Genomic DNA, 26,130 nt, shown 5'->3' with positions numbered 1-26,130 from the left:
GTGTTTGAGGCAACCTCGTTTTTGCCCTTCCTTCGCTTTTGCCCAAATCGTGGTGCCCGGTATGAACGTGGCGGTTGTGGCTAAGTCGCACGAGATGCTCCGGCTCCTGCTGTTGCCGAAAATCTGCACAAGACTGTGCGGTATTTGGTGCAGACATGCACGTATCGCTATGCGAGACTTTTCTCGCCGGTGACCAAATCAGAAGGAGAGCCCAGGAATGGTGGCTTCCGACATTGTCGATCATTGGCGACCACGTACCCCCGTTGCGCGGGTGCTTGCCGAGGCTCCGACCGAGGTCTTCAGTCCTGCAGAGCGCGTGACGCCGCTCCGCAAGCCGCCAAACTTCAAGCCTGCGGTGCAGCGGTGGTCATTCCAAGTGCCTCCGGGGCAATCGCAGTTTCGAATGGCACTATTCGGCGCTGAAGCGCCGAGCGATGCTGCCGTGAATGATCATCCCTTGCTTTCCTGGATCGAGCGGTTCCTTTCAAGCCATCCGGATGGTCCGAATTGTCTCCAGCACGCGCGCTCTCGCACGCTCTACGGCACGGCTACCCATCTCGTCTCTGCTTATTGGGTGAACGAGGAGCGGTTCGCACGATGGATGCGCGATGAAGCGGCAGAAAGCTGGTGGCAGGACCCTGCGCGGCTTACTGGTCCATTTGGCACCTGGCGTGAAATCTTGCGTGTTCCGCGCGATCGCCAGGAAAGCCTGTTCTGGCTGGACTTCCCGATCGGCGTTTCCGCGAGCGCGGAGGTCGCGCTCTATCCAACCCCGTACTGCGGCTACTACGGTGCCATGCGCGACCGGCTGTTGGCGGCCGCAAAGGACAAGCTCGAATCTACGTTTGGAACGGCGCTGCGGCGACAATCCGGGCGCATTGGCTTTGGCGAGCATTGGGCGGTTCAGCCGCCGAAGAACATTGCCATTATCCGCGGTGGATCAAGCTGGGGCTTTATGGACCAGGAGCAGCACGCCAACTACGAAGAGCAATTGCGGGGCCCGGTGAGCGCCGGCATGGACTATTTGGAGAGGAATGCGCTGCCAAGCGGCTGCGCCTGCATGCGCTGGCAACGCAGTAGCGATATACGCGGCCATCTCGACCCTGACGAATATGCACATGCCTACTTTCTTTCGTTGCAGCATTTGGAGGACTGGTCCGAGAACCACGCCAGCCACGCAGCGATCTTTTCAGCGGCGATCAGGCGCTATCGCCACTACGGTGCGGCCAATCAACTCCGAACCTGGCACGAGGTTTACGTCCTGCCGGAAGGCGGGCACACCTTTGAATATCTGAACTGCCATCCCGATACTGGTCTTCTCTCCTGGTTTGACGCGAAGAAGCTGCGTTGAAATCGTCCCATCCTCCGGCGTGGCTTTCGCGGCTTCCGCGAGGAAATTCCTGTTGCTCATCGAGTTAGAGGTCGTGATGAAAAGGACTTTCGCACAATCGATCATGTCTGCGGCCGCGTTGGCCTGCATGACCGGCGCTTTACCGAGCTTCGCGGCGGCACAGGAGCAAGTGAAGATAGGTTTCGTCTTCTTCCTGTCCGGACCGGGCGCGGCATATGGATCGCATGCCCGGGATGGAACCAAGCTGATCGTCGAAGCCCTTAATGCAGGAAAAGTGCCGGCTCCCTACGACAAACCGGGTATCAATGGTCTTCCGATTCAGGCCGTGTTCGTTGATGAAGCGGGCGGCGCGCAAAAGCAGCTGGCCGAGTATCGTCGCCTGGTCGAACGCGAACAGGTCGACATGGTGATCGGCTACAATTCGAGCGGAGATTGCAACGCGATCGCTCCGGTCGCGGAGGAGCTGCGGGTTCTGACGGACTTCTTCCATTGCGGCAATCCGCAACTGTTCGAAGACATCGTCACCGAACCTCTGTATTCGGTGCGGACCGCTCCGACCGGCACGATGGATCAGGTTGCAGCCGCCAAATATCTTCTCGAGAAAATGCCGGGCATCAAGACGGTGTCGGGCATCAATCAGGACTACTCATGGGGGCAGGACAGCTGGACCGAGTTCAAGGCAGCGATGTCCGCGCTCAAGCCGGACATTCAATATCCCGCCGCGTCGTTCACGAAGCTAGGGACAAGCGATTATGGCGCCGAGATCAGCACTCTGCTTGGCACGCCTTCCGAAGCCTTGTTTTCCAGCTTCTGGGGCGGTGACGCCGATGCCTTCGCGCTTCAGGCGTCGACCCGCGGTCTCGATCAGAAATCGAAATTCGTTCTGACGATGGGTACTGGCATCATCGACGATCTTGGCGAGAAAGCAATTGTCGGCTCGATCTTCGGTGCGCGGGGGCCGCATGGCTACTTTGCCCGCAAAACGCCGTTGTCGGCCTGGTTCAAGGCGGAGTACGGCAAGACGTATAACAGGATGCCGCCTTTCGGGGCCTACGCTGCGGCGCAAGGAATATTCGGTATCAAGGCGGCGTACGAGAAGGCCGCAGCCGGAGCCGCTGGCAAGCAAAAGACTGAAGCTGTGATCGCGGCCTTGAAGGGGCTGACCTTCGATACTGCAAGCGGCTTTCCGGCCACCATGGCGAATAATGATGGTCACCAGGCGATCCAGGCGACGGCCTATGGCGTCTATTCCGGATGGGACAAGGCCAGGAACGAGGCCATCATCACCGAGGTCAAGGTCTACCCGGCGGAGTGCGTGAATCCGCCGAACGGGGTTCGCGCCGTTGACTGGATCAAATCCGGATTCAAGGGAGCCAAGTGCTGATGCGCGCCGGGTTTGATCGTATTTGTCGCTCTCTGGTCGCTCCTACCCACGGAATGACTCCGTGAGTACGCTCAGTGCAGTTGTTGTGGATGCTGCATCGTTCGCCGCCTGGCTTTTCCTCGTGGCGGTCGGGTTGACCCTGGTCTTTGGCGTCCTTCGCCTACTCAACATCGCGCATGGAGCATTCTATTCGGTGGGAGCCTACGCAGCTGTCTATGCGATCGGCGCGTCGGTGACGCTTGGCTGGGCAACCTGGATTCAACTCGTGGCGGCGCTTGCGGCTGCCGTCGCAATTGGAGCTGTGATCGGTCTATTGACCGAACGCTGCATTCTGGGGCGCTTGTACGGTTACCCGGAGCCACTGGTCCTGATCGCAACCTATGCCCTGTTTCTGATTCTCGATGATGCGACAAAGCTTGTGTCAGGCGGAGGGTCGCTCTACGCGGCGCAGCCCAGGGACAGCCTTGGGCAGATCGGCATCGGCGGCCTGCAGTACCCGGTTTATGACGTCGCTCTGATTGGGGTCTCGATGATGCTGGCTGCTATCGTCTGGTTCGTCCTGAACAGGACGCGGGTCGGCCGCTGTGTGACGGCGGTTGTCTTCGACAGCGAGATCAGTGCTGCAATGGGCATCCATGTCGGCCGCATCAAGACGGCTACGTTTATGGTCGGCGCCGCCCTCGGTTGCCTTGCTGGCGCACTCACGGCACCGAAAATTGCCGTCAGCCCGGGTATGGGGGTTGAAGTCATCGTTATCGCCTTTGCCGTCGTGGTCGTCGGAGGCCTTGGCAGTATTCCGGGCGCACTGCTTGGCGCGGCAATCATCGGGCTCGCGCGTGCCCTGACCGCCCATTTGCTTCCGGAGCTCGAGATCTTTGCCGTCTATCTGGTGATGGCTGGCGTGCTCGCGGTGAGGCCATTTGGATTGCTGTCGCCGGCACAGGTGCGGCGAATATGACCAGACGCCAGATCGACTGGACCGTTGCGGCGTTGCTGGGCGTGTCCATTGTTGCGAGCCTCAGCGCATCTGCAGTGCCGGGCTGGATTCGCTATCTCGGGCAACTCTCGACTGCGACGGCACTTGCATCGGCCGGGGTGATGATCCTGCTTCGCGCTGGCCTGCTTTCGTTCGGGCAGGGCCTCTTCTACTTTGTTGGCGGTTATGCGGTTGCCTTGACGACGAAACTTGCGGCTATAACCGACGCGTTCGTGGTCCTCCTCGTTGCCACGATCAGCGCGGGCCTGGTTGCCGCCATCCTCGGTAGTTTCCTCGCAAGATACCGCGGCATCTTCTTCTCGATGCTGACTTTGGCGGTTTCCATGGTGGTGTTTGGCATAGCCACCAAGGTGCGCCTGTTTGGTGGAAGCGACGGCCTTAACATCGGATTGATGTCCTATGCCGGCTATCGCCCGCGCGGCGCCGACGCGCAGTGGACCGGATTCGTGTTCTGCATCTGGGTCTGGGCGACATTCAGCATCGCCACCCACATCCTGCTTCGCTCTCGGTTCGGATGGCTGATCCGCGCCGTCGCCGATAACGAGGTCCGGGTGGAATATCTCGGATACTCGGTCAAGCAGATCGTTTGGGTCGCCTATACGATTGCCGGTATGCTGGCGGGAGCCGGCGGAGCGCTCGCGGGCCTATCGGCGCGTCATGTCGATCCGCAATTCGCATACTGGACGACGGCAGGCGACTTCATTTTTGTCGTCCTCCTGAGCGGGCAGGCGAGCATCCTCAGTCCGCCGTTCGGTGCCTTTCTGTTGGAGGTGCTGCGAAGCTATGCGTCGGCGCTGTTTCCTGATCAATGGCAGTCGGTATTCGGCGCGATGATGCTGGCGATCGTTCTCTTTCTGCCCGCCGGTCTTGACCGGCTGGTTACAGTCTTGTGGTCAATGACCAGGAAAGCGGTCTCCCGGCGATCACGCTCTCTGGCCGGAGGCTCGGTATCGTGACCGATTTGCTGCATTGTACCGGCATTCAGTGCAGGTTCGGCGACTTTATCGCGACCAAAGGGATAGACCTTTCGGTGAAGCACGGAGAAATCGTGGGCATCATCGGCGCGAATGGTGCCGGCAAGACCACCCTTCTCAACATCATATCCGGCTATCTGAAACCAACCGCGGGACGGGTCATGTTCCGCGGAACGGACGTGACCGGGATGCCCCCGCGCGCGTTGGCGCGGCGGGGAATTGCGCGCTCGTTCCAGGTGCCTCAATTGTTCGCCAGCGGTACCGCCCGTGAGAACATGATGGTGGCACTGTCTCTGTTGGTTGATCCGCGAAGTGCGCTGCTGCGGCGGTTCTCCGATCGAGGTCTGTTCGACAAGGCCCAACGCCTCCTTGAGGACTATCGGATCGGCGAACATGCCGACGCCGTCGTTGCGCATATTCCCCAAGGAGTACGCAAGCTGCTGGACATCGCAATGGCGACTTGCGCGAGCCCCGCTCTCGTCTTGCTTGATGAACCGACAAGCGGCGTCAGTGTCGATGAGAAGAACGATCTCATCAGCCGCCTGATCGAACGACTTCGTAAAACGTCGACGTCCGTCATCTTCATTGAGCATGATATGGAGATCGTCCGTGAATACGCGTCTCGCGTGATTGCGCTCTACGACGGCCGGATTATTGCCGATGGAGATGTGGCGGAGGTGTTCGCGGACCGCGACGTTGTTCGTTATATCACGGGGGCGGGCGTGGCGCCGTTGAGCGCGGATGGCTGTCATGCTCCAGCTTGATCGCCTTTGTGTTCGCATCGCCGGGGCGGAAGTTCTTCGAAATGTTTCGCTCCACGTTCGGCCGAATTCGTTTGCCGCCCTGGTCGGGCGAAACGGAGCCGGCAAGACGACGCTGATGCGCACGGTGATGAACCTGATTCCGCGATGGGCCGGAGAGATCCGGATCGGAGATCGGGCAACAACGGAAGCCAGCCCATCCGATCACGCCCGATACGGCGTAGGCTATATGCCCGAAGACAGGCGACTGATCGCAGGATGGACAGTGGAGCAGAACATCCTGCTGCCGACCTTGGCAACTCGAATCCCTGATGCAGGAGCGCGACTCGAACAATGTTATTCGGTGATTCCCGAGCTTGTTCCCTTTGCCCGTCGTCGTGCGATGGAACTGAGCGGCGGTCAGCAGAAGCTCGTGGCGCTTGCGCGTGCCCTCATGGTCGGTCGCAATCTGCTTCTGCTCGACGAGCCGTTCGAGGGCGTTGCGCCTGCGCTCGCTCAACGTATTGCCGAGATTCTTTCCGAGCTTCGCACGAGCGGATCGCTCACGGTGTTGATCAGTGAGTCCGACGCCGTGCACACGCGGTCCCTCGTTGATCTAACGTACAGCATCGAACGCGGGAAAATCAGGCAGTCGACAACGGGCGTCGCAGGGGAGGCTCACTGATGCACTTCAGCACAGCTGGAGAAGGCATCATCGCGGTCGATCAGGGCCCGCAGTGTATCGGTAAAGGCCCTTATTCGCGGTGCGCTCGCGAGATCTGTGTGCACCGTGAGCCACAGATCGCGCCGTCCTGTGAGTATGTTCGCAAGAACCTTGACGAGGCCGAATTGCTCGGCGCCGCTGAACGAGGGCAAGCAGACGATGCCGACGCCGCCACGGGCCGCGCCAAGTTGCGAAATCATGCTGTTGCTTGTGAAGACCAGGCGGGGGTCCGGCACCAGCTCCTCGAGCCAACGGACGGCATCGACCAAAACAAACTCTTCGATGTAGCCGACGAAGTCATGGCGCGCGAGGTCGTCGAGCGTCCCTGGAGTGCCGGCCCTTGCGAGATAGCCTGGCGATGCCCACAGATGCGTTGTGAAGGCACCGAGCTGCGAGCTGATCAGGTTTCGACCGGTCGGGCGAAAGAACGAAAGGAACAGGTCTGCTTCGCGGCGATTGACCCGCACCTGCTGAGAGGAGGTGACGAGTTCGAGCCTTACGTCGGGGGCCCGCTCCTGCAGTGCCCGCAACCTCGGTGTGAGCCAGAGCGATGCGATACCTTCCATTGTGGCAAGCCTGACGAGACCCGTCGCTGCGGATCCACTCACATCCGCTCGCAGCTGACCTATCCCCGCGGCAAGCTCTTCGGCGCGCCGCATCACCGCCACACCCATCTCAGTCAATGTGACGCCGCCGCGGCCTCGTTCGAACAGCGTCGCTCCTACGGCATATTCGAGCCGGGTGAGCCGCCGGCTGACGGTGGAGTGGTCGACTTTGAGTGCGCGGGCGGCTTGAGTCAGGCTGCCAACACGCGCCACGTCAAGAAAGATCCGCAGGTCATCCCAATCGAGGCGTTCGATGGGGGACGTCACAAGCCAATATCTCCAGTCATTCCAAAACTATCTCCGGAATTTCATCGCACAAATCTCTCGAGAGTCAATTGGCTACATACGTCAGTAGCAGGAGCAGCGATACGATGACTACCGAACATATTAAAGTCGCTGCCGCCCATGTGGCTCCCGTCTTTCTGGAGCCCACGGCGACAATCGAGAAGGCTATCAGATTTATTGCGCAGGCGGCGGAAGAGGGAGCGTCCCTCATTGCGTTTCCGGAGAGCTTTGTTCCGGGATTCCCGATCTGGGCGGCTGTGCACGCGCCGATCCGGACGCACGACGCGTTTGCCGCGTTCGCAGCTGCGAGCATCTATGCCGACGGACCCGAGGTCAGACGACTTCAGGACGCGGCGCAAAGGCACAATATCTTTGTCTCGATCGGATTCAGTGAGCGTGATCCCGCAAGTGTCGGAGGTCTATGGAACAGTAATCTGCTGATCGGCGATGATGGAAGTATCCTCGTGCACCATCGCAAGCTGGTACCAACATTCTACGAAAAGCTTGCGTGGAATCCGGGAGACGCTCACGGCCTGCGGGTGGCGCAAACGCGCATTGGTCGGATCGGAGCGCTGATTTGCGGCGAGAATACCAATCCGCTCGCACGTTTTGCCCTGATCGCGCAGGGTGAGCAAATTCACGTAGCGTCCTATCCTCCAGTGTGGCCGACGAGGCCGCCGGAAGAGGCGGGGAACTACGACAATCGATCTGCGAATCGAATCCGGGCCGCCGCTCATGCCTTCGAAGCCAAGTGTTTTGTGATGGTCGTTGGCAGTTTGTTGGATGAGGCAGCTTGCGAGTCGATAGCGAATGGGGACAAGGACGCGTTGAGCGTGTTGGAGGCGACACCAACATCTGAAAGCTTCTTTGTGGATCCGACGGGGGCCGTATTCGGTGGATCCACCATGGCGCAGGGCCTCGTCTTTGCGGAGCTCGATCTTAGGCGGTGCATTGAACCGAAGCGATTTCACGATGTTGCAGCAGGTTATAACCGGTTTGATCTCTTCGGCTTCCATGTCCGACGCCACCGTCTGCGGCCAGCCCATTTTGCTGACATGGAAGGGGAAGGCGCTGAAATCGCCAGCCGTCTGGACGACCGCCAGGTGGGCTGAGGTGCCACCACGAGGTGGCATTACTCGGCTGGGCAGCCTTCGGCACCGAAGTGCCACGGGCTGGGTGCGCCATCACGGAAGATGGTTCCTTCCGTAAAACGGCACGTGATTTGCTTGGTTTTCGTTATGGATATCAAGCAAATCTTGTACTTCAAGGCTGTGGCAGACGGCGGAAGCTTCGCCAAGGCTTCAGATCGGCTTCATATTTCCCAGCCGGCGATCAGCGCGCAAATCGCACAGCTCGAAGCCGAATTGAATGCAGAGCTCTTGGTCCGACACGCGCGCGGGGTGCGGCTAACGGCCGCCGGGTCCATACTCCTCGAACATGGTCGGGATATCCTGGCCCGGATCGAACAGGCGCGTGCGGCGGTTGCCGAGCTTGATCGTGAAGTGTCCGGCAGCGTGACTGTTGCGATGATCACGACCATCGCCAATGTCGTGGCACCACTACTTTTGGAACGAGCGAAGCGACTCTATCCCAAGCTCGATGTAAAGATTTTTGAGGCGCTAAGCGGTGAGGTAACCGCTTGGCACGCAGGCAGCCGTTTCGATCTGTCCATCCTGTATCTCTCCGACAACCACGTCGCGGATGGTGCAATCCCGTTCCTTCGGGAGCAGCTCTATTTGCTCGGCCCGATGGACGCGAAGCGCGAGCTCGGCAGGCCGATTGACTTCGCCGATCTCAGTGCCATTCCGCTTCATCATACGTCGCGTATACATGCCTGTCGCCTCCTCTTGGACAGCATCGCCAATGAGAGGCGCGTGGACCTTAACATTGTGGCCGAGATCGATTCGATCACGCTGCTCTACGAATTCGTGGCGGGCCGAAATGCTTACAGCATATTTCCATGCATCGGCGAGCCACCACTGTTTCAGCGGGCGGTTGATTATAGACCCATCATCAATCCATCACTGGCCTTGCAAAGCTATATCGTCAGGGGAGCCAACAGGCCCACGTGCAAATCCATCAATGCGGTGATCGAACTTCTTTCGGGCCTTGCCGAAGAGTTCGCCGCGGAAACCACGCAAATGCCGAGGTGCCGGGCCGACGCGTAGCAGAGTGCGCGGCACCGCTCCGTTGCTTGTCGCGCTGAGGGGCACCGCTTCAGACCAATCTGGAATATCGCTCGTCAAGGAGTGCGGCCCGAGACCTCGGAAAAGTTTAAGGCTGCCCTCGGAAATCAATATTGGTGCGCGCCAACGAAATCGTGTGAGCTGCATCCCAGGCTGAAGATCTCCGAAGGTGCGCCTTCGGTAACTTGGGAGAGGCGGGAATGAGACGTGTCGGCAAGACGGCATTTGCAGCTGCTCTGCTCCTGTCTTGGAGCGCGTCGGCCGAGGAAACAAGCCTGACGGTGCCGATCATCGTGCCGATTACCGGGCTTCTTGCACTCGAGGGCACATCGCAGCTCAACGGCGCCAACTTGGCGATTGCGCATGCGCCGCCAGGATTGAAGATCAAGACGACAACCATCGATTCGGGAACCGCGGCAGAGGGCGGCGCGAACGCGCTCGAGCGCGTCGTTGGCGATAAGAATGTCGATTTTGCGGTTGCGCCCCTGTTCGGGACCCAGGTGCTTGCGATGCTTCCCGTCGCGCTTGAAAACAAGATGCCGATTCTCGCTCCGACGGGCACCGGCCCGGTCACGGAGCAGGGCAATCCCTATATGTTCCGTCTGTACCCGCATGACGCTGTCTCAAAGGCGGCCCACATCCGCTACGTCGTCGAGGAATTGAAGCTGAAGAAGGCTGCGATCCTCTACAACACGACGGGATACGGCCAGAGCGGCTTCAAGTACATGTCGGAATATCTATCAAAGGTTGGCGGGGAGGTCGTCTTTTCGGAGGGCGTCGAGCTCAGCGCAAAGGAAATTTCTGCCACCCTCGCCAAGCTGAAGGCGGCAAAGCCTGATGTCGTTCTGATCCAGATGCACAGCGCGTCCATCGCGATGGTCATTAAGCAGCTGGCAGCGGCAGGCATCCAGATCCCTGTGGTGGGCAACACCACGATCGCCATGCCGGCAACAGCGGCGCTCTTGCAACCCTCGGATCTAAAGGGTGTCTGCGCCGAAAGCGCGTCATGGCTTGAGAAGGGCGGCAGCGCTGCGACCGATCGTTTTCTCAACGACTATGTTTCGAAGTTCGGCGCGATGCCGGATGCCTATGCCATTCAGCAATACGACGGTTTGATGATGGCGTTCACGGCCGTCAAGGGCGGAGCCAAATCTCCCGAAGATGTACGGAACTATATGGCGACCAGCGAGTATCAGGGCGTAGCCATGTCCTATAAATCCGATGGCAAGGGCAATCTTGCGCATTCGGCCGTCATCGTCTGCTACGACGGCTCGTCGCTGACGCCGAAGCTCGTCAAGCGATACGACAATGTCGCCGGGTTCTGATCGCGCTTCGGTCCATTCGCGAGCATCTGGCCAGAATCTTCGATGACTCAATTGCTGCTCAACACGGTTTCGCTAGGAGCGGCCTATTCGCTCCTCGCGATCGGCTTCGTCCTTGTCTTGAACGCAACCGGCGCGGTCAACCTGGCGCATGGAAGTTTCGTCGTTGTTGGCGGATTCATTGCCGCCAGTTGCGGCGCGATGCTCAAGCTTCCCGGCGCGATTGTCTTGCCGGCGGTGCTGGCCGGCATGATGCTGATCGGGGGCCTCCTCTCGCTCATCGCCTACTATCCGCTGCGAAATCGGCCGGCCGTCTCCGTGTTCATTTCGACCATTTCCATGAGTGCGATATTGGAGACGGCTGCGTTGCTCGTTTTCGGTCCGTCGCCGCGGGTCGGACCACCGATCCTGTCCGCCGGCTCAATTCAGCTCGGCAGTGCGATCCTGAACGTACAGTCGCTGTCGACGATCGTGCTCGCGATCACGCTGGTGCTTGCGCAATATCTGATCCTGTCCCGAACCGTCCTTGGAAAGCGGTTGCGCGCTGTCGCCGAGGACAGAGAGATGGCGACCGCGCTCGGAATGAATGTGAATCTCATGATCCTCATCACGTTCGGAATTGCCGCCGCGCTGGCCGGGGCCGCGGGCCTGATATTCGCGAACACGTTCTACATCACGCCAGGTGATGGCGAAGCCTACATGATAAAGACCTATGTTGCGGCCACCATGGGAGGTTGGGGAAGCCTTCGTGGCGCCGTCGTCGGCGCATTTCTGGTCGCCGCCTTCGAGGTGTTGGTCCCATCGCTGCCCATCATTCTGCCTTCACTGGTCGGCGCCCTGCCGTCGGCTGGAGCGTTGTTCTCGCCCACGGCATCCACCATCTGGCTCTATCTCGCATTCCTGATTGTGCTCTTCTTCCGTCCGCAAGGACTGTTCGGCGAAGCCGTTCAGCAGCGCGCCTAATGCCTTATTGCGCGAAACTCAGGCCGGCTCTTGGCCTTGCCGGCCTCGGCGTCCTGGCGGCATGGCCGTTGGTGATGGCTTCGCCCTATGACCTGCGCCTCTTCACGCTGGCGGGTGTCTTTGCGATCCTTGCCATCGGGTATCAGTTCATCTTCGGTTATGTCGGTGAACTCTCGCTGTCACAGGGCGCGTTCTTCGGATTTTCGGCCTACGTAACTGGAATTCTGGCCGCCAAGGCCGGCCTTGATTTCGCCGCGACCTTCCTTGCGTCGGTTGTGGCCTGCGTTCTGCTGGCAGTGCTGATCTCGATACCGGTGCTGCGGCTGGCCTCGCACTATTTCGCGCTTGCGACGCTCGGCGTCGGCCAGGTTCTCTTGCTGCTGGCGATTGACTGGCAATCGTTGACAGGAGGCGCGATCGGGCTTTCTGGTGTTCCGCTCCCGAACCTGTTCGGATTCCAGATCGGCCGTGGCTGGCCGCTGCTCCTCTTCGTGTGGTCGTTTGTTTTATTGGCCGCGGCCGCGGCTTACCAGACAAAGCGCGGTCTCTACGGGCTGGCCTGTCACGTCGTTCGCCAGAACGCCGTTGCCGCGCGGTCGCTGGCAATCGATCCAGACGCGATCCGCTTTGCGATGTTTCTGCTGAGCGCCGCGATGGCCGGGGTTGCGGGCGCCCTGCACGCGCACACGATCCGTATCGTCTCGCCGGAGGGGCTTGACTTCAAAGTCATGATTTCTTGTCTGACGATGGCGGTGATCGGCGGAAGGACGCATGTGTGGGGTGCGGTGGCGGGAGCCCTTTTGGTCGTGCATCTGCCGGAGTGGCTGCGCGGCTTCGAGCAAGGCTACGTCATCATCACCAGTGGCGTCTTGATCGCGATCTTGATCCTTGCGCCGGAAGGGCTCGCAGGTTTTGTCGACCGCATTCTGCCGGCTGCGCCGCCCGACCAGGCCACGGCAGCCGTTCCGTCGGTACCCATGCTGCAAAAGGATCGCGCCGCCGAAGGGATGCTGATGCCCTCGGAAACGCCCATCCTGGCGATTCGCGGTTTGACCAAGACGTTCGGCGGCGTTCACGCGCTGAACGGCGTCAGCTTCTCTCTGATGCGTGGATCAATCACTGCTGTGATCGGGCCGAACGGTAGCGGCAAGACGACCCTGGTCAACTGTATCACAGGCCTGTACCGCGCAGACGCCGGGGAGATCGTCCTCGCAGGCAACGAGATCGTCGCCATGAGCTCGGACGAGATCGCGGCGCGCGGCGTCGGTCGAACCTTCCAGAGCCTGCGATTGGTCGATGATATGAGCGTGCTCGACAATGTGGCGGTGGCCCGCTTCCGGTCCGAACAAGCCTCGCTTGGGAGGGCGTTCCTGACCGGCCGCCGCGACGCGCGGCTCGAACGGGCGCGATCCCATGCGCTGCATGTGCTCCGCCAGTTGGGCCTGGATGGGATAGCGACCGCCAAATGCGCGTCGCTTGCGCACGGAACGAAACGGCTGGTCGAGATTGCGCGTGCCATATGCCTTGATCCGATGGTCCTGCTGCTTGACGAGCCGGCTGCGGGATTGAACGAGAGCGAGCAAGCCGAACTCGCAGGACATCTCGAGGCACTCGCAGCGCGCGGCCTTACACTGCTCATCATCGAACATAACATGGAGTTCCTGAAGAGCCTGGCGACGCACATGGTCTGCCTTGATTATGGAGAACTGATTGCTTCGGGCCGGCCAAGCGCGATCTATCAGGACGAGCGCGTCGTCGAGGCCTATGTGGGCCGCCGGCCGGCCGCGGAAATCAGCGCATGAAGTATCTGCTGGAGACCCGGAATCTGAGTGTCCAGTATGGCGAGATCGTCGCCCTGAAGGGCCTGTCGCTGCAGGTCGGTCCTGGGGAGGCCGTGGCGCTGGTCGGTGCCAATGGCGCCGGGAAGACCACGCTCATCAAGAGCATTATCGGGCTGCTGAAGTTGAGCGGTGGCGAGCTTCTCTTTGATGGCCACGACGTCCGCGCCGTACCGGCGTACCATCGCGCCCGTCGCGGCATCGGTTACTCGCCGGAAGGCCGCCGCGTGTTTCCAGGACTTTCTGTGCGCGAGAATCTGGAGGTGGCGTCCTTCGCGACCGGACAGGAGACGTGCCGGTTGATCGATCGAATGTATGCCATCTTTCCCGCACTGAAGCAGAAGGAGCGCGCACTTGGCTGGACCCTGTCAGGCGGGCAGCAGCAGATGCTGGCTGTCTGCCGCGCGCTCATGAGCCAACCACGCTTGTTGCTGTTGGACGAACCGTCGCTGGGACTGTCGCCCAAGCTGACTGACGAAGTCCTGTGGAGGATTCCGGAGATCGCGAAATCGGGCACCGCGGTCGTGCTTGCGGAGCAGAACCTTACCGAGGCGCTTGAGGTGACCAGCCGCGCCTATGTCCTGCGGGTCGGATCGATCGTCCTCGAAGGACCGTCGCAGGAGCTGCGGTCGAACCCGTCGGTGCGCAACAGCTTCCTTGGTGGATTGTAGAGAGATTGATTGAAATGGGCGTTATCGAATTGCTCCATCAGCGACGGTCCGTGCGCGGATTCCTCCCGAGACCGGTGCCGAGGGATCTGGTCCTTGAACTCCTGCGTGCCGCCGCCCGCTCGCCAAGCGGCACCAACATGCAGCCCTGGCGCGTCTATGTTTTTACCGGACAAGCAAGGGATCGGCTCGTTCAGGAAGTGCTGGCGAAGCGGGAACAGGAACCCTTTCGTGAGAAGCCGCCAAAGCCGTTTGGCGAGTACGATTACAATCCTGAGCCGCTGTTTGAACCTTATTTGAGCCGCAGGCGCACCGTTGGATTTGCGCTCTATCAGCTGTTGGGCGTGGCGCGCGGGGACCGCGCCGCAAGCTGGACGGTCGCCGGGCGCAATTTCGAGTTTTTCGGCGCACCCGTCGGCCTGATCTTCACGATCGACAGGTCGTTGCAGCAGGGCAGCTGGCTGGACTACGGCATCTTCCTACAATCGCTCATGCTCGCGGCGAGTGACGTCGGGCTGGATACCTGCGCCCAGGCTGCTTGGCGCCACTATCACGACGTCATTCGCCCGATCTGCAAGCTTCCCGAAAACGAGATCGTCGTCTGCGGAATGTCGCTCGGCTACGGCGACCATGACGCGCCGGCCAACAAACTCGCGACCGAGCGCGAACCGGTCGAAAACTTCGCAACATTCATTGACGTGGCCGAGTGCCAACCGCCCGTGACCGAAAGCAACAGACATGCGCCTGTTTGATTTCTTTGACAAGCAAGCCGACCTCCGGCCGGATGCGACGGCGGTCATCTGCGAAGACAAGATCACGACCTACCGCGACATCCAGGACGAGAGCCGGCGGATCGCCCAGGCGATGACCGCGATCGGCCTTGCGCCCGGCGCGAAGGTCGCCAGCTGGATTCCTAACCATCCATCGTTCTTCTCCGTGCAGCTCGGCATTCACCGTACGCCGTTTGTGTGGATGCCGCTCAATCCCCGTGCCATCGCATCTGAATGCGCGGCGAACATGGAGGCATTTGGTGCAGAGTGGCTGTTCGTCGACGGGCAGTTTGGCGAGCAGGTCGAATTCCTGCGCCAGCAGGTGCCAAGTCTCAAAGGCATCGTTGTTGTGAACGGCGAGATGTCCGGCTACCAATCTCTCGACAAATTCTGCAAGCCCTTCTCCGCGGCACCGCGCAACGCCGATATCGGTCCTCTCGATACGGTTACGCTCATATCCACCGGCGGATCCACCGGCCGCCCAAAGGGCGTGATGCGTGCCAGCGCAAACTGGATGACGCTGATTGCGAACTATCGGTTGAAACTTTTTGCAGGCACCCGGCCGGTCAATCTCGTCGCGACGCCGCTTTCGCATGTCGCGGGTGAAGTCGCCCACGCGGTGTTCGCCGAAGGCGGCGTAAACGTCATTCTGCCAAAGCCAAATACCGCCCTGATCCTCGAATCCATCGAACGTTACAGGATCACGAGCCTGTTCGTTCCGCCGACGCTGCTCTACATGATGCTGGCGAGGAGCGTTCCCGGAAAGCATGACTTCGGGTCATTACGCCATCTGATGTATGGCGCAGCCCCCATCTCCATCGACAAGTTACGCGAGGCGTGGTCGGTCTTCGGTCCCGTGATGACCCAGCTCTACGGCCTGATGGAAGCCACCAGCACGGTGTCCATCATGGGGCCGGAGGAGCACGCTGACGCGCTGCAGTCCGGTCGCTTTGGCAGCATCGGCCGGGGGAGCCCACTTGTCGTGATCGATGTGCAGAACGACGACGGACAGCCCGTGCTGCCCGGCGAGAAAGGCGAAGTGGTGTGTCGCGGGCTCAATCTCTGCACGGGATATCAGTCAAACGCCGAAGCAACAGAGACAGCGTTCCGCAACGGCTGGTTCCGCACGGGGGACGTCGGCTTCAAGGATGAGCAGGGCTATGTTCATCTCGTCGACCGCAGCAAGGACATCATCATCAGCGGCGGCTTCAACGTCTATCCGGGCGAGGTCGAGCAGGTCCTGTGGACCCATCCGGCGATCCAGGACTGCGCGGTCATCGGAATTCCGGATGAGAAATGGGGCGAGGCGGTCACCGCCGTTGTCGAACTGAAGCCGGGAGCAAGTGTCGCGGAGAGCGAACTGATTGCGCTGTGCAAAGATCAACTTGGCAGCATCAGGACGCCAAAGAGCGTCGCGATATGGGACGCTCTGCCGCGAAGCAACGTCGGAAAGGTCCTCAAGAAAGATATCCGCGAGCATTACTGGAATGCCGCGGGTCGACTCATCTAACGCCAACAGGAGCGAAACGTCGTGAGTGATAGCATGAAGATCGAACAACAGAAGCAGGCCGTGGGTGAGGTGATCGCGAAATATCTGACCGCGGTGAAGACGTGGGACGAGAAAGCATTTCGCGAGACCTTCCATCCGAATGCCAATATCCAACACTACTACGTGAAAGGCGACGAGATCAAAACCATCACCCTCGACGAATTCGTCGGATCGATCGGCTCTTTGCACTCCAAATACGACAACGCCGAAGAGAAAGCGCGCGAAATCGAGATCAGCATCGTCGATTATCTTGCAAGCGTAAGAGTGGCCTTCAGCTTCGTCATGGGACCTCGAACCCTCGATGGTCAGGATCTCTTCAATCTCGCGTTCTGCAAGGGCGAATGGAAGATCATCCATAAGAGCTACTACCTCTGAAGGCACCGTGATGAACGTAGTTCCTAGGCAGACCCCCGCATACCAGGGCTCTTCGATCTTCCGTCTGGGGGATGCGGAGCCTGCTCTAGATCCCTCCGCCTGGATCGCGCCGACGGCTGCGATCATTGGCGACGTGCGGATCGGCGCGGAATCGGGCGTGTGGTTCCATTGCGTGTTGCGTGGTGATGCAAATTTCATCCAGATCGGGAAGCGGACGAATATCCAGGACGGCACGGTCGTGCATGTCGATCCGGGCGAGTTCGCCACGGTCATCGGAGACGACGTCACCATCGGTCATGCTTGTATCATTCATGGCTGTCGGCTCGAAGATCAGGCATTCGTGGGAATGGGGGCCATCGTCATGAACGGTGCCGTCATCGAGCGCGGCGGCGTTCTTGGAGCCGGTGCCCTGCTCACAACCGGACGGAAGATCGGGCCCGGTGAGCTGTGGACCGGGACCCCCGCCAAGCTGCAGCGCGTATTGACAGAGCAAGAGCGGGAAGAGTTCGTGACGAATGCCTCTCACTATGTCGGAAACGCCGCTCGCTTCCGAAGCGCATTGGCGCGCATCAGGTCGTGATGGGAGATTGGCCCACAGGCGAAAAGGTTGATTGACGCCGCCTTGTGGTACAGCGTTTGCTTCACGCTTGGGAACCTGGTTTGTGCAGAGTGCGGCCCTTGCCCCGGATCTGGTACGTTGATCGATTGATTCCGTTGTGGCTGCGAATCTCGCACGACGGCTCACGCAAAGGTGGCGTTCGCGAATGCGATGCGAGCGCCACGAACAGCAAATCGATTGTTTGCGAATGCCTAGGAACTCCGTTGGAGTACTTGGTTCGGCATAACGCGCCAGTTGCCTTTTGACCCCTCCTGACGAGGATCAAGAAGACCCTGTCCGCCAAAATTCCCGAAATGGGGACGTGGCTGCAAAAGCGAGGCCGGCAGCGAAGGCCATTCGCTCGTTCTTGTGCGCCAACGATCCTTGCGACGATGAGACCAAGGGCTTGACCTCGTCGGCGAGAAGGCTTCGGCTGAGATCGGTCCCGAACTGGCATCCTGCCGAAAGTCGATGGGACCAGCGACCGATCCGTGTGAAACCAAGCGGGGCCTGCCGGATTATTCGGGGCGCGCGCGGCATACGGTTGCTGCGAACTAGACCTGTGCTCGGAGGCCCAATGGCAGTCGGCTCTTGGGTGGGTCGTCTATGAAAGCCCGCTGAATACGGGAAATCCCGGTCATGATCTGCTCGCGGGTCAAGCCCGCATAGCCGAGCAGAAGCCGCCGCTCATGCTCCGGTCGAGATTCGACCTGGAAACTTGGGCTCGCGTCGAGGGTATACACCCCTACGCCGAGCTTTCGGCACTGCTTCCGCACCTCCAATGCCGACGGAAATTCGGAACTGAGCTGCCAGACGAGATGCATGCCCCCTTCGTAGCCGCTTGTCGAAGTCGCGGGAAACGTTGCTTTGAGACCGTTCACAAGGGCATTCCTACGCTCCAGATAGGCGGTTCGCATGTGGGAAAGATGATGCTCGAAGGCGCCCGACGTGATGAACTGGGCCGTGACGGCTTGCTCGAGCCAAGGATGACCATTGTTCATGATCGATTTGAGAGCGGCGGCCGAGTCGACAAGATGATCCGGGAACACAGCGTATCCAAGCCGAAGGCCCGGACCGATCGATTTGGAGAACGTGCCCAAATACACGACGCATTCCGCGCCGAGCGCTTGAAGCGCAACGAGTGGGGAGGAGTTGTGCCGGAAGTCGCTGTCATAGTCATCCTCGACCAACAGCGCGCCGGTGGAACGTGCCCAAGCGATCAAAGCCAACCGCCGTTCTTGCGACATGGTGACGCCGAGCGGAAACTGATGTGAAGGCGTCACATAACCTAAACACCCTGCTCGCGTTGGCAGCAAGTCGGTATCGATACCGTCGTCCGTGACAGCCACGGGTGTTAGCTCACCCCCTAGACTGAGGAACGTCTGCGCCGCGCCGTGGTAACACGGATCTTCTACAACGACTGGTTTGCCGTGAATGTTCATCAAACGCGCGACAAGGTTGAGCCCTTCCTGTGCTCCCGCCGTTACTATCACTTGTTCGGGGCGGCACAGGATCCCGCGCGCCATGCGCAGATGCTGAGCGATCGCACTCCTGAGCAGCGGGTGACCTGCCGGGTGGTTGTAATCGCTGACCACCCGCGTGAAGGCCTCGAGAAGCTCCGACGTTAGCCGGCGCCAATGGTTTCGTGGAAACAGAGATGGATCGGGTTTTCCGATACGAAAATCATAGGGTAGTCGATCGCTGACAGGCTGGAAAAGCTTCATGCCTCCGACGTCTTCGCTCGCCTTATCCATGATAGTCGAGCTGCAATCTTGGCTCGGCGCAACGGAGCTTATGCGAAGGCATTGGCTCGGCAGTTGATTGCAAACGAACGTGCCACGCGCCGGTCGTGTTTCGATGGACCCATCGTCAATCAAACGGTCATAGGCGAGCACCACGGTGCGCCTTGAGATACCGAGCTGGTCTGCCATCTCGCGGCTTGATGGAATCTGTGTCCCCGGCAGGAGCACTCCGCGCGAGATCATCCCGTGGATCTGGTCCACGAGCTGCTGTTGGAGTGGAGTGCCCTTACCTGCACTTAAGACGATCGGCAGCTGCATGATGCCGTCCTCCAAGCAATCCGTATGCCACCAGCCTAGAAAGAATGCCTTAGAGTGGAGGATGCCCCTACTGGTATCAAACCTTTTCTTGTCGCTGGACCCATCTGCGATTTTGTAGCCTGCGTTCCACCCCCTTGGTGCACCGAGGCCATGTAACCGCGAGCCGTGAAGCAGACCATGCTGACCGCCACTTTGAACGGCGCCGCCATTTTTTCCTATTTCTGAAACTAACGCTATCGAAAAGCTAGCTAAGGGCAGCGTATCGATGATGGAAATTGGCAGATTGGCGCCCGAGGCAATAAGAGCTTAGCCTCGGCGCTGCAATCGGAAGTGCAAATGTTAACCGGCGACGTTCGAGCAGGCTGAGCCCTGCTTCAGTTCATTGGATCGCTTTGTGAGCCTTGGAACATCGATGCGATGGTCTAATGGTTTACTGAGGTTTGCATGGTGCGGTTCGGATAGTTGCCGGAGGTGTGTCGCCGTGAAGCGGTGAGGAATTTTTTCGGAGACGCAGCAAACGACAAAGCGACCACCTGAAGAGGGCGTCGCGCGCCACGCGCTGAGCTACTCGCGCAGGCGAATGCGAGTGAGGCGACATGCCGCTTTTCTAGGCTCAGGTGGACCAAGCCTAAATTTTGTCACTGGTCCAACCCTCCGCTCGGAATCGCTCTAAGCTGAGACCGTTGGCGCAGGGGGCGCTAAATGCAGGGAGCAGGGCAATACATGGCAGTCTATCAAAGCATGCAGCGCGTGCGGTTTTCGAGCGAGGACGGCTACAAGAAGTTTCAAGTCGTTTTCGGTAACGTGCGCCATCAGCTCAAAAAACTTCCCGGATTTCTTCATCTGACATGGTGGGTCCATCCGGACGATCCGCATTGGTACAATGAGGTCAGCTTCTGGACGAGCTTCGAAGCTCTGAAAGATTGGCACATGGACACCTACCACAAGAACGCGAAGGAATGGGCCGTCCGCAGCGGCGCAATCATGGAAGACATCATCGTCAACTTTGAATACAAAAACGCGCGCCTCATTCGTGTGTGTCCGGCCTGCGCGCATATCACCGACACCGCTTATGACGTAGCGATGGAGCAGGCGGCGTTGGCCGTACCTTGTCCCAAGTGCGGTTTCGTCTTCCCGGTCATGGCTGATACGCCGAATAGTACCGCCTGTTTCAAGGATGTCGCACCGAGTCCGGCAGCGATCGCTGCGGAATAAGAGCTTCGTCCGACGCTCACCAGCATCCGGCGGATACCAGGCACGCCGTCCGCGCTGTGGCACGGTCCAGATGGCCCGGTGGAAATAACAGTCTGGTGCGCGAACGACGACTCGGGGATGAGTTGGTATCCCCGAGTTCATCGATGCCATGATGCGCGTTGCGCGGAAGTACGGGGTAGGCGCCGGCGATACCCCCAACAAATCCGGCAACAATCAGGCGTTTCAACGGAGCTTAATGGGGTACCGTGTTGATGGTGCAGGAGCGAAAAGGTCGAAGACTTCCGGTTACTGTGTTGTCCGGATTTCTAGGTGCGGGAAAGACGACCCTGTTGAACGAACTGCTCCTGAATCGCCGCGGGCGCAGGATCGCGGTGATCGTGAACGACATGTCTGCCATTAATATCGACGGTGAATTGCTGAGAACCGGCGGAGCTCAGTTGTCGCGCACGGAAGAGACGCTTGTCGAGCTGAGCAACGGATGCATTTGTTGCACGCTTCGCGGCGATTTGATCGAGGAAGTCAGAGCGCTTGCTGCTGAGCGGAGGTTCGACAATCTCGTAATCGAAGCCACCGGCATTTCTGAGCCACTGCCCATCGCGGCTGCATTCTCTTATCAGGAAGAGGACGGCTCGAGCCTTCAGGACATTGCCTACATCGACAGCATGGTGACCGTCGTCGATACGGCACGAATTACCTGCAACTTCTGGTCACGCGACGTTCTTGCGGTAAGAGAATCGTCGGTTTCTTCTGATGATAAGCGCACGATCGTCGAGCTCTTGGTCGATCAGATCGAGTTCGCCGATACGATCGTTCTCAACAAGATCTCGTCCGTCACGAGGGAGCAACGTTTCGCCGCCTATTCGATCATCAGAGGATTGAATGCCGATGCCGAACTGGTAGAGGCAAATTTCGGGCGCATCCCACTGGAGTCGATCGTTGGCGTGAAGCGGTTTGACGCCGAGCGAGCCGAGTTGCATCCTCTATGGAAGAAGGAGCTTGAAGGTTTCAAGGACCACATTCCCGAAACCGACGAGTACGGAATATCGAGTTTCGTTTATCGTGCGCGCCGGCCGTTTGATCCGAGGCGCTTCTCCGAGTTTCTCGCCAGTTCCTGGAGCGGCGTGTTGCGAGCGAAGGGATTCTTCTGGCTTGCTACCAGACCGCGGTGGGTGGGTGAGCTAAGTCATTGCGGAGCACTCGTTCGCACCAGCGGCAGAAGCTGGTGGTGGTCAGCCGTCGATAGAAAGTACTGGCCGACCGATTCCGACTGGCGGAGGTCACTCAAAGCCTCGTGGGATCCGCGGTATGGCGACCGCAAACAGGAGCTTGTCTTCGTTGGCACCAATTTCGATCCAGAAGAAATAAGCCGCAGATTGGATGCCTGCCTAACCGATTCGATGCCTTCGCATCTGCCGTCCGAGTTGGTGGATGAGAGGGACTGCTTTCCGATCTGGCGAGCCAAAGGCGAGATGCGAGAGGACGCCTAACTCGGACAACAAGAAAGCGCCGTTAACGACGAAGATTCGACGGTCTACCAGGCACAATTTTCCAAGATAACACAGTTCGTAAAGACGGAGCTCGTCGCCACAATCTCCGCGCTTAATTTCCTGTAACTGGGCTTCCTCAACCGCCAAGTGCGAAGCTAATTGAAGTCAGAAGGCTGGGCGAGCGTTAGGATGGCAGCTCGCCAAATCAACCACCCAGCGAGTTGTTGTTCGGGAAAGCGGCCGCGAGGTATTCGTCAGCATGGCTCTCGCGATGATCACAACGATCGCCGTGGCGGTGACGCGCTTGGAGCCGGCCAGGCGGGCCAAGCCCGGGCGCGATGCAAAGATCTTCGAAGCGCTTAGCAAAGGTAAGCGTCTGACACGCGGGGAAGCGTTTTGATTCGGTCAGCCTACAATTCCCGACGCACAGAACACGCACCGCCCTAGCTCGTTTCTCAGCGCACAGCTCTATTTTCTTGATCCAATCAGATCGGAACCGAGGATTTGGCAGGCCAATTTGGTTTGTCGAACTCGGTAATCTGCCATCTCGCGTCCATACCTGCTATTTCTTATTCGATGATGTTTCAAGCGAGTGGCGTGTAGATCTCAATATTGTTGCCGAGATCGAATCGATGAAGCTGTTCTACGATCTCGCCGTAGCTCGGAATGGCTGGAGCGGAATCCCTGTATCGGTGGTCCACCGCTCTGGTGCCATCAAAAAATGCGCAACCGGGCCTACTTCGTAGCTGGGCCGTGCGCTTATTCTCCATACCCTAAGGCCTAGTTGGCCCACCGCTTTTAGCCGCGGGCAGCGCAGATGGTAGGTATCCTTCACAATAGGAGAATGGCATGAGCAACGGCGCCTTGCGTAAACCGAATGAGGAAACGACACTCCAGCGGCACATCGAAGTAGGTAGCCGAAACGACAACCCAGACAAGTGGGTGCCGTTCGCATGGGACGATCCAAAATTTGGCCCGCAAGTCAAAGGCGAGGTGGCCGTAATTCGTAGCAAGGGCACTGGCGGAACGTTACAAGCCGGGCTCTGGCGGACAGGCATTGGCATCGCGGGATGCGAAGCGGACGGCTCATGTCACGTCGACTATTCAGCCCCGCTCGGCGATGAAACCATCGTGATCCTCGAAGGATCGGTAACGGTTACCATAGCGGCCACGGGCAAAAAATATCGGCTCGAAGCCGGCTCAATGATCAGCCATCCGAAGGGTGTCGTATTGAGCTGGGACATCGACCCGCCGTTTCTCAAGAAGTTCTGGGTTATTTGGGACAGCCCAAATCCCGCTACCCGCGAAAGCGACGTCTTCGTCGGCAATATCAGCGATAACCCGGACGTGTGGGAGGCCTACAAGTGGGTCGAGCCCGACCACGGTCCCCAGATTTGCGGGGAGCTTTTCGCGCTCCGGTCAACGGGAAGCACGGGTACGCTTAAATGCGGGCTCTGGCGCACAGGGGTTGGCATTGCGGGCTGCAAATCGGACGGGTCTTCGACGGTCCCATATACTGCTCCGCTCGGAGACGAGACCATGCTGCTGCTCGAAGGGCAGGTACACATGGTCAATGAAGAGACGGGCGAAGAATATCATCTCAAGGCAGGCGACATCGTTGCCCTCCCGTCAGGTCTGAAAGTCACTTGGACGTCGAAGGCGCCGTTCGTGAAAAAGTTCTGGATCACCACGAATGAGAAAATCTCCTAGCGGCCGCTACTGACCCCTGTCGCCTGTTGGTGATCAGCAGGCAGGCGCGTCACGCGATAGGCGGTCGGGGCCAAGTCTGGACCGATCGGGCGGATGGCGAGATCGGCTCGGTCGGAAGTCTATGCTCAGGACCTCGCCCTGCCGCGATCGACCCCGGCAAGGAATGCCGCGAATAGCTAAACCTGACGGGCAATTCTAATCTGCCCGTCACTCTGGCAATGCTGGAGCCAAAAACAGCCTTCAGCCAGTCACTCATCATTGGTCTGGTGGACGATCGGAAAGCGACGGCATCATCCACTCGTGTCATGACTGAGTCATCTTCTGACCTAATCTGCGAGTTGCAGGAAGGCGGCGCGCGTCGAAGCATGCCTGTGGCTTGACGTTCGCCTTGAAGCCCTCGGGACGGTTTCTTCGACCCTTGATAGATCCTGTTATGGACTGACGCGATCAATGCACCGCAAACAACCGCATTCGGGATAGGCGAGGCTGTCCGTCAGCATGTCTTCGCTGGTCTGATCCGCTCTCACCGAAGTGGGGGACGAACGCCGCTTGCGGCCTGCTGCCGCGGTGCGGAAGTCGGTGGGCTCCGGAGAGGTCCCTTAGGGGCGACGCTGCGACTCTCCGCTCAAGCCGGTGGGCGTCGCTTGCGGCTTCACAAGACGGGTCACAAAGCCTATCGCTCTTTCCTGCAGCTCCGGCTCCAACTTCGTTGCCTTGATTCTCTCGACAATCAGGTCGAGATCGAGCGGGCGCGCAGTGTGGTAGGCCTCGACAAACTTTCTGTCCTTTTCCGACAATCGGGCGAGTTTCGAAACGATCGCGTCTTCAGGGCACGGCGCAACCGCCAGAACCGGATGAAGCTGAGGGCCGCCCGTATCGAAAAGGCGGACTATGAGGCCGTCTACGCCGGAATGACGCGATGCTCCAAGTTTTCGGGGCACGACCAATCGATGGGAGTGCCGGCCGATCTCCCGAAATTCGATGTGATCAAGGCGGATCTTGATGCGCTGCGTTTATATGTAACAGCCGCGAACAAGCGAAAGAAACAACTCGAGGAGGAAGGTAAGGCATTCGAGGTCGGTCCCGTGGAGGCCGCTGTACTGGAGTAGCGGCACCCGGCACTGAGGTGGTCTCCAAGCAGTGCGAGCGGTCTCGCCATATTAATCGAAAGAATAAGGGCTAGGTGCGGGTTTTGCACAGCTGGTGTCGTGGCCACTCTGGGATGCGCTTGTGCTGAAGTTAACTTGGGCGGCATAGCCCGTTGCCAGCAGGGGGTGTCCGGACTGACGTGGGCCTTCATTGCCTCGTACTTGACCGGACATCGCGCGGTCCTGCAATCTGCGGCTTGAAGTGGTGGGGCGCCATTGACATCGGTAAGAAATAGACTTCTCGCGGACCGGAAGGCACTGCTCGACCTGGGCAGACGCAACCGGCTCATCAACATCCCGCTGAGGACAAAGAATATCCGAGCAATCGAAATCGCGGACGAGAGGACGTCCGAAGTATTTCGGCTCCTCGGAGAGGGTACCCTCGAAAGCCAGCTTGAGGAAGCCGGTGCCGTCGCCGCCGTAGTCGGATGGCCAGATATCGAACTCGAAATCGTGCAGCTTCGGATCGAGAAAGGGCAGGAGCTGCGCATCGGGCAGGAAGATGTCGACGTCGCGGCTCTCGCGGTGGCCGATTTGCAGCATCATCGTCGTGCCGCCGCCGAACGACCATGAATCGATGATGAGCTGCTCGGAATTGACCTGACGTATCAGCGAGCAGGCGATGCGAAAAAGACGCGCCCAGTCTAGTCTGACTGCGCTCACGCGGCGAGTGGATAGGATTCGCCGGAGAATTGCGCGAATGTCTTTGCAGCGGTGACCAGCTCTGCTTCGCTGATGTGGAATGCGCGGGCAAAAGCCTTCTGCAACTCCGGGGCGACTTCGCCGAAAAACGCCGACATCTGTCCCGGCCAGGCCTTGGCGGCCTCAGGATGAGTCAGACAATGGGCAAGCGTCGGCGCGTCCAGCTTCTTGCTGTACGGCGCATTCACGGTCGTCAGAACTGACGCGGGAAACTTGCCCATGACCTTCACTGTCTCAAAACACATCCAAGCCGCAGCCCACATACTAAAGATGGCCTAGCGCGGAACCAAGTCAACAGCTTGGCGCCTTGCCGTCAACAAAGCCTGAACCGTCTGGCTTCTGGTTTGTGGACCGTAAGTAATTGATTATCAGCGCATAATTTGGCCGAAGGGAAAGCCGAGGTCGGCGGCATCATCGGGAACCCGAACAAACCCGGTGCCGCCTGGGCGTCGGAAGGTTGGGACGTCTCCCTCCGGGAC

24 protein-coding genes are annotated in these 26,130 nt (G+C 59.3%); 20 read left to right on the top strand and 4 right to left on the bottom strand.

The window, feature by feature from the left end; genetic code table 11:
• The first annotated feature begins 217 nt into the window (after positions 1-217).
• From OZ411_RS30480 to OZ411_RS30455, 6 genes are read left to right on the top strand one after another with little or no spacing between them, the layout of a single operon-like run.
• On the top strand, positions 218-1,351 hold the full coding sequence (locus OZ411_RS30480; RefSeq protein WP_282530926.1) for a phenylacetaldoxime dehydratase family protein: 1,134 nt from the start codon (positions 218-220) through the stop codon (positions 1,349-1,351).
• Positions 1,352-1,403: 52 nt separating this feature from the next.
• Positions 1,404-2,735, top strand: coding sequence for an ABC transporter substrate-binding protein (locus tag OZ411_RS30475; RefSeq protein WP_282530925.1), 1,332 nt, complete (start codon positions 1,404-1,406; stop codon positions 2,733-2,735).
• A gap of 22 nt (positions 2,736-2,757) precedes the next feature.
• Positions 2,758-3,693 (top strand): branched-chain amino acid ABC transporter permease, encoded by a 936-nt coding sequence (locus OZ411_RS30470; RefSeq protein WP_282530924.1) that lies wholly within the window; start codon positions 2,758-2,760, stop codon positions 3,691-3,693.
• Complete coding sequence (locus tag OZ411_RS30465) at positions 3,690-4,688, top strand: branched-chain amino acid ABC transporter permease (protein ID WP_282530923.1); 999 nt, start codon at positions 3,690-3,692, stop codon at positions 4,686-4,688. Before OZ411_RS30470 ends, OZ411_RS30465 begins: the two co-directional genes overlap by 4 nt.
• Positions 4,685-5,470, top strand: a complete 786-nt coding sequence (locus OZ411_RS30460; protein WP_282530922.1) for an ABC transporter ATP-binding protein — start codon at positions 4,685-4,687, stop codon at positions 5,468-5,470. Before OZ411_RS30465 ends, OZ411_RS30460 begins: the two co-directional genes overlap by 4 nt.
• Positions 5,457-6,131, top strand: a complete 675-nt coding sequence (locus OZ411_RS30455; protein ID WP_130578916.1) for an ATP-binding cassette domain-containing protein — start codon at positions 5,457-5,459, stop codon at positions 6,129-6,131. Before OZ411_RS30460 ends, OZ411_RS30455 begins: the two co-directional genes overlap by 14 nt.
• On the opposite strand, the gene OZ411_RS30450 is transcribed toward OZ411_RS30455, so the two are convergent.
• The gene (locus OZ411_RS30450; RefSeq protein ID WP_282530921.1) at positions 6,125-7,042 is read right to left on the bottom strand and encodes a LysR family transcriptional regulator; all 918 of its coding nucleotides are present in this window, start codon (positions 7,040-7,042) and stop codon (positions 6,125-6,127) included. The genes OZ411_RS30455 and OZ411_RS30450 overlap by 7 nt on opposite strands.
• Positions 7,043-7,146: 104 nt before the next feature.
• On the opposite strand from OZ411_RS30450, the gene OZ411_RS30445 reads away from it, so the two are divergent.
• From OZ411_RS30445 to OZ411_RS30400, 10 genes are all read left to right on the top strand, one after another.
• Positions 7,147-8,172 (top strand): carbon-nitrogen hydrolase family protein, encoded by a 1,026-nt coding sequence (locus OZ411_RS30445; RefSeq protein WP_282530920.1) that lies wholly within the window; start codon positions 7,147-7,149, stop codon positions 8,170-8,172.
• Positions 8,173-8,298: 126 nt separating this feature from the next.
• Positions 8,299-9,228, top strand: a complete 930-nt coding sequence (locus OZ411_RS30440; protein ID WP_282530919.1) for a LysR family transcriptional regulator — start codon at positions 8,299-8,301, stop codon at positions 9,226-9,228.
• Positions 9,229-9,446: 218 nt separating this feature from the next.
• Complete coding sequence (locus OZ411_RS30435) at positions 9,447-10,571, top strand: ABC transporter substrate-binding protein (RefSeq protein WP_282530918.1); 1,125 nt, start codon at positions 9,447-9,449, stop codon at positions 10,569-10,571.
• 42 nt (positions 10,572-10,613) lie between these two features.
• The gene (locus OZ411_RS30430) at positions 10,614-11,531 is read left to right on the top strand and encodes a branched-chain amino acid ABC transporter permease (RefSeq protein WP_282530917.1); all 918 of its coding nucleotides are present in this window, start codon (positions 10,614-10,616) and stop codon (positions 11,529-11,531) included.
• Positions 11,531-13,333: a branched-chain amino acid ABC transporter ATP-binding protein/permease gene (locus OZ411_RS30425; RefSeq protein ID WP_282530916.1), complete on the top strand. Its 1,803-nt coding sequence runs from the start codon at positions 11,531-11,533 to the stop codon at positions 13,331-13,333. Before OZ411_RS30430 ends, OZ411_RS30425 begins: the two co-directional genes overlap by 1 nt.
• Positions 13,330-14,040 (top strand): ABC transporter ATP-binding protein, encoded by a 711-nt coding sequence (locus OZ411_RS30420; RefSeq protein ID WP_282530915.1) that lies wholly within the window; start codon positions 13,330-13,332, stop codon positions 14,038-14,040. The genes OZ411_RS30425 and OZ411_RS30420 overlap by 4 nt, the downstream gene beginning before the upstream one ends.
• Before the next feature lie 14 nt (positions 14,041-14,054).
• Complete coding sequence (locus OZ411_RS30415) at positions 14,055-14,789, top strand: nitroreductase (RefSeq protein WP_282530914.1); 735 nt, start codon at positions 14,055-14,057, stop codon at positions 14,787-14,789.
• Positions 14,776-16,317: an AMP-binding protein gene (locus OZ411_RS30410; protein WP_282530913.1), complete on the top strand. Its 1,542-nt coding sequence runs from the start codon at positions 14,776-14,778 to the stop codon at positions 16,315-16,317. The genes OZ411_RS30415 and OZ411_RS30410 overlap by 14 nt, the downstream gene beginning before the upstream one ends.
• A gap of 33 nt (positions 16,318-16,350) precedes the next feature.
• A complete protein-coding gene (locus OZ411_RS30405; RefSeq protein ID WP_282530912.1) occupies positions 16,351-16,731 on the top strand; it encodes a nuclear transport factor 2 family protein in 381 nt (126 codons plus the stop codon).
• Positions 16,732-16,738: 7 nt separating this feature from the next.
• Complete coding sequence (locus tag OZ411_RS30400) at positions 16,739-17,311, top strand: gamma carbonic anhydrase family protein (RefSeq protein WP_282530911.1); 573 nt, start codon at positions 16,739-16,741, stop codon at positions 17,309-17,311.
• Between the two features lie 572 nt (positions 17,312-17,883).
• Here the strand turns inward: OZ411_RS30400 and OZ411_RS30395 are convergent.
• Positions 17,884-19,389: a PLP-dependent aminotransferase family protein gene (locus OZ411_RS30395; RefSeq protein ID WP_282530910.1), complete on the bottom strand. Its 1,506-nt coding sequence runs from the start codon at positions 19,387-19,389 to the stop codon at positions 17,884-17,886.
• 723 nt (positions 19,390-20,112) lie between these two features.
• Here OZ411_RS30395 and OZ411_RS30390 point away from each other — a divergent pair.
• The 4 genes from OZ411_RS30390 to OZ411_RS30375 all read left to right on the top strand — a co-directional run bounded on the left by OZ411_RS30390 (position 20,113) and on the right by OZ411_RS30375 (position 24,910).
• Entirely contained in the window at positions 20,113-20,604 is a 492-nt protein-coding gene (locus OZ411_RS30390) for an antibiotic biosynthesis monooxygenase (protein WP_282530909.1), read from the top strand.
• A 251-nt stretch (positions 20,605-20,855) separates the two neighbouring features.
• A complete protein-coding gene (locus OZ411_RS30385; protein WP_282530937.1) occupies positions 20,856-22,091 on the top strand; it encodes a GTP-binding protein in 1,236 nt (411 codons plus the stop codon).
• Between the two features lie 849 nt (positions 22,092-22,940).
• Positions 22,941-23,801 (top strand): cupin domain-containing protein, encoded by an 861-nt coding sequence (locus tag OZ411_RS30380; RefSeq protein ID WP_282530908.1) that lies wholly within the window; start codon positions 22,941-22,943, stop codon positions 23,799-23,801.
• Between the two features lie 644 nt (positions 23,802-24,445).
• Entirely contained in the window at positions 24,446-24,910 is a 465-nt protein-coding gene (locus OZ411_RS30375) for a hypothetical protein (RefSeq protein WP_282530907.1), read from the top strand.
• 51 nt (positions 24,911-24,961) lie between these two features.
• Here OZ411_RS30375 and OZ411_RS30370 read toward each other — a convergent pair whose 3' ends face one another.
• Together OZ411_RS30370 and OZ411_RS30365 are read right to left on the bottom strand one after the other, a co-directional pair.
• Positions 24,962-25,612, bottom strand: coding sequence for a nucleotidyl transferase AbiEii/AbiGii toxin family protein (locus tag OZ411_RS30370; RefSeq protein WP_282530906.1), 651 nt, complete (start codon positions 25,610-25,612; stop codon positions 24,962-24,964).
• Complete coding sequence (locus OZ411_RS30365) at positions 25,609-25,872, bottom strand: hypothetical protein (protein ID WP_282530936.1); 264 nt, start codon at positions 25,870-25,872, stop codon at positions 25,609-25,611. The genes OZ411_RS30370 and OZ411_RS30365 overlap by 4 nt, the downstream gene beginning before the upstream one ends.
• Between the last annotated feature and the right edge of the window lie 258 nt (positions 25,873-26,130).

Source organism: Bradyrhizobium sp. Arg237L, from assembly GCF_029990105.1.
GTDB lineage: Bacteria > Pseudomonadota > Alphaproteobacteria > Rhizobiales > Xanthobacteraceae > Bradyrhizobium.
The sequence above is the reverse complement of the archived record's forward strand: the minus strand, read 5'-3'. Positions and strand labels throughout refer to the sequence as shown.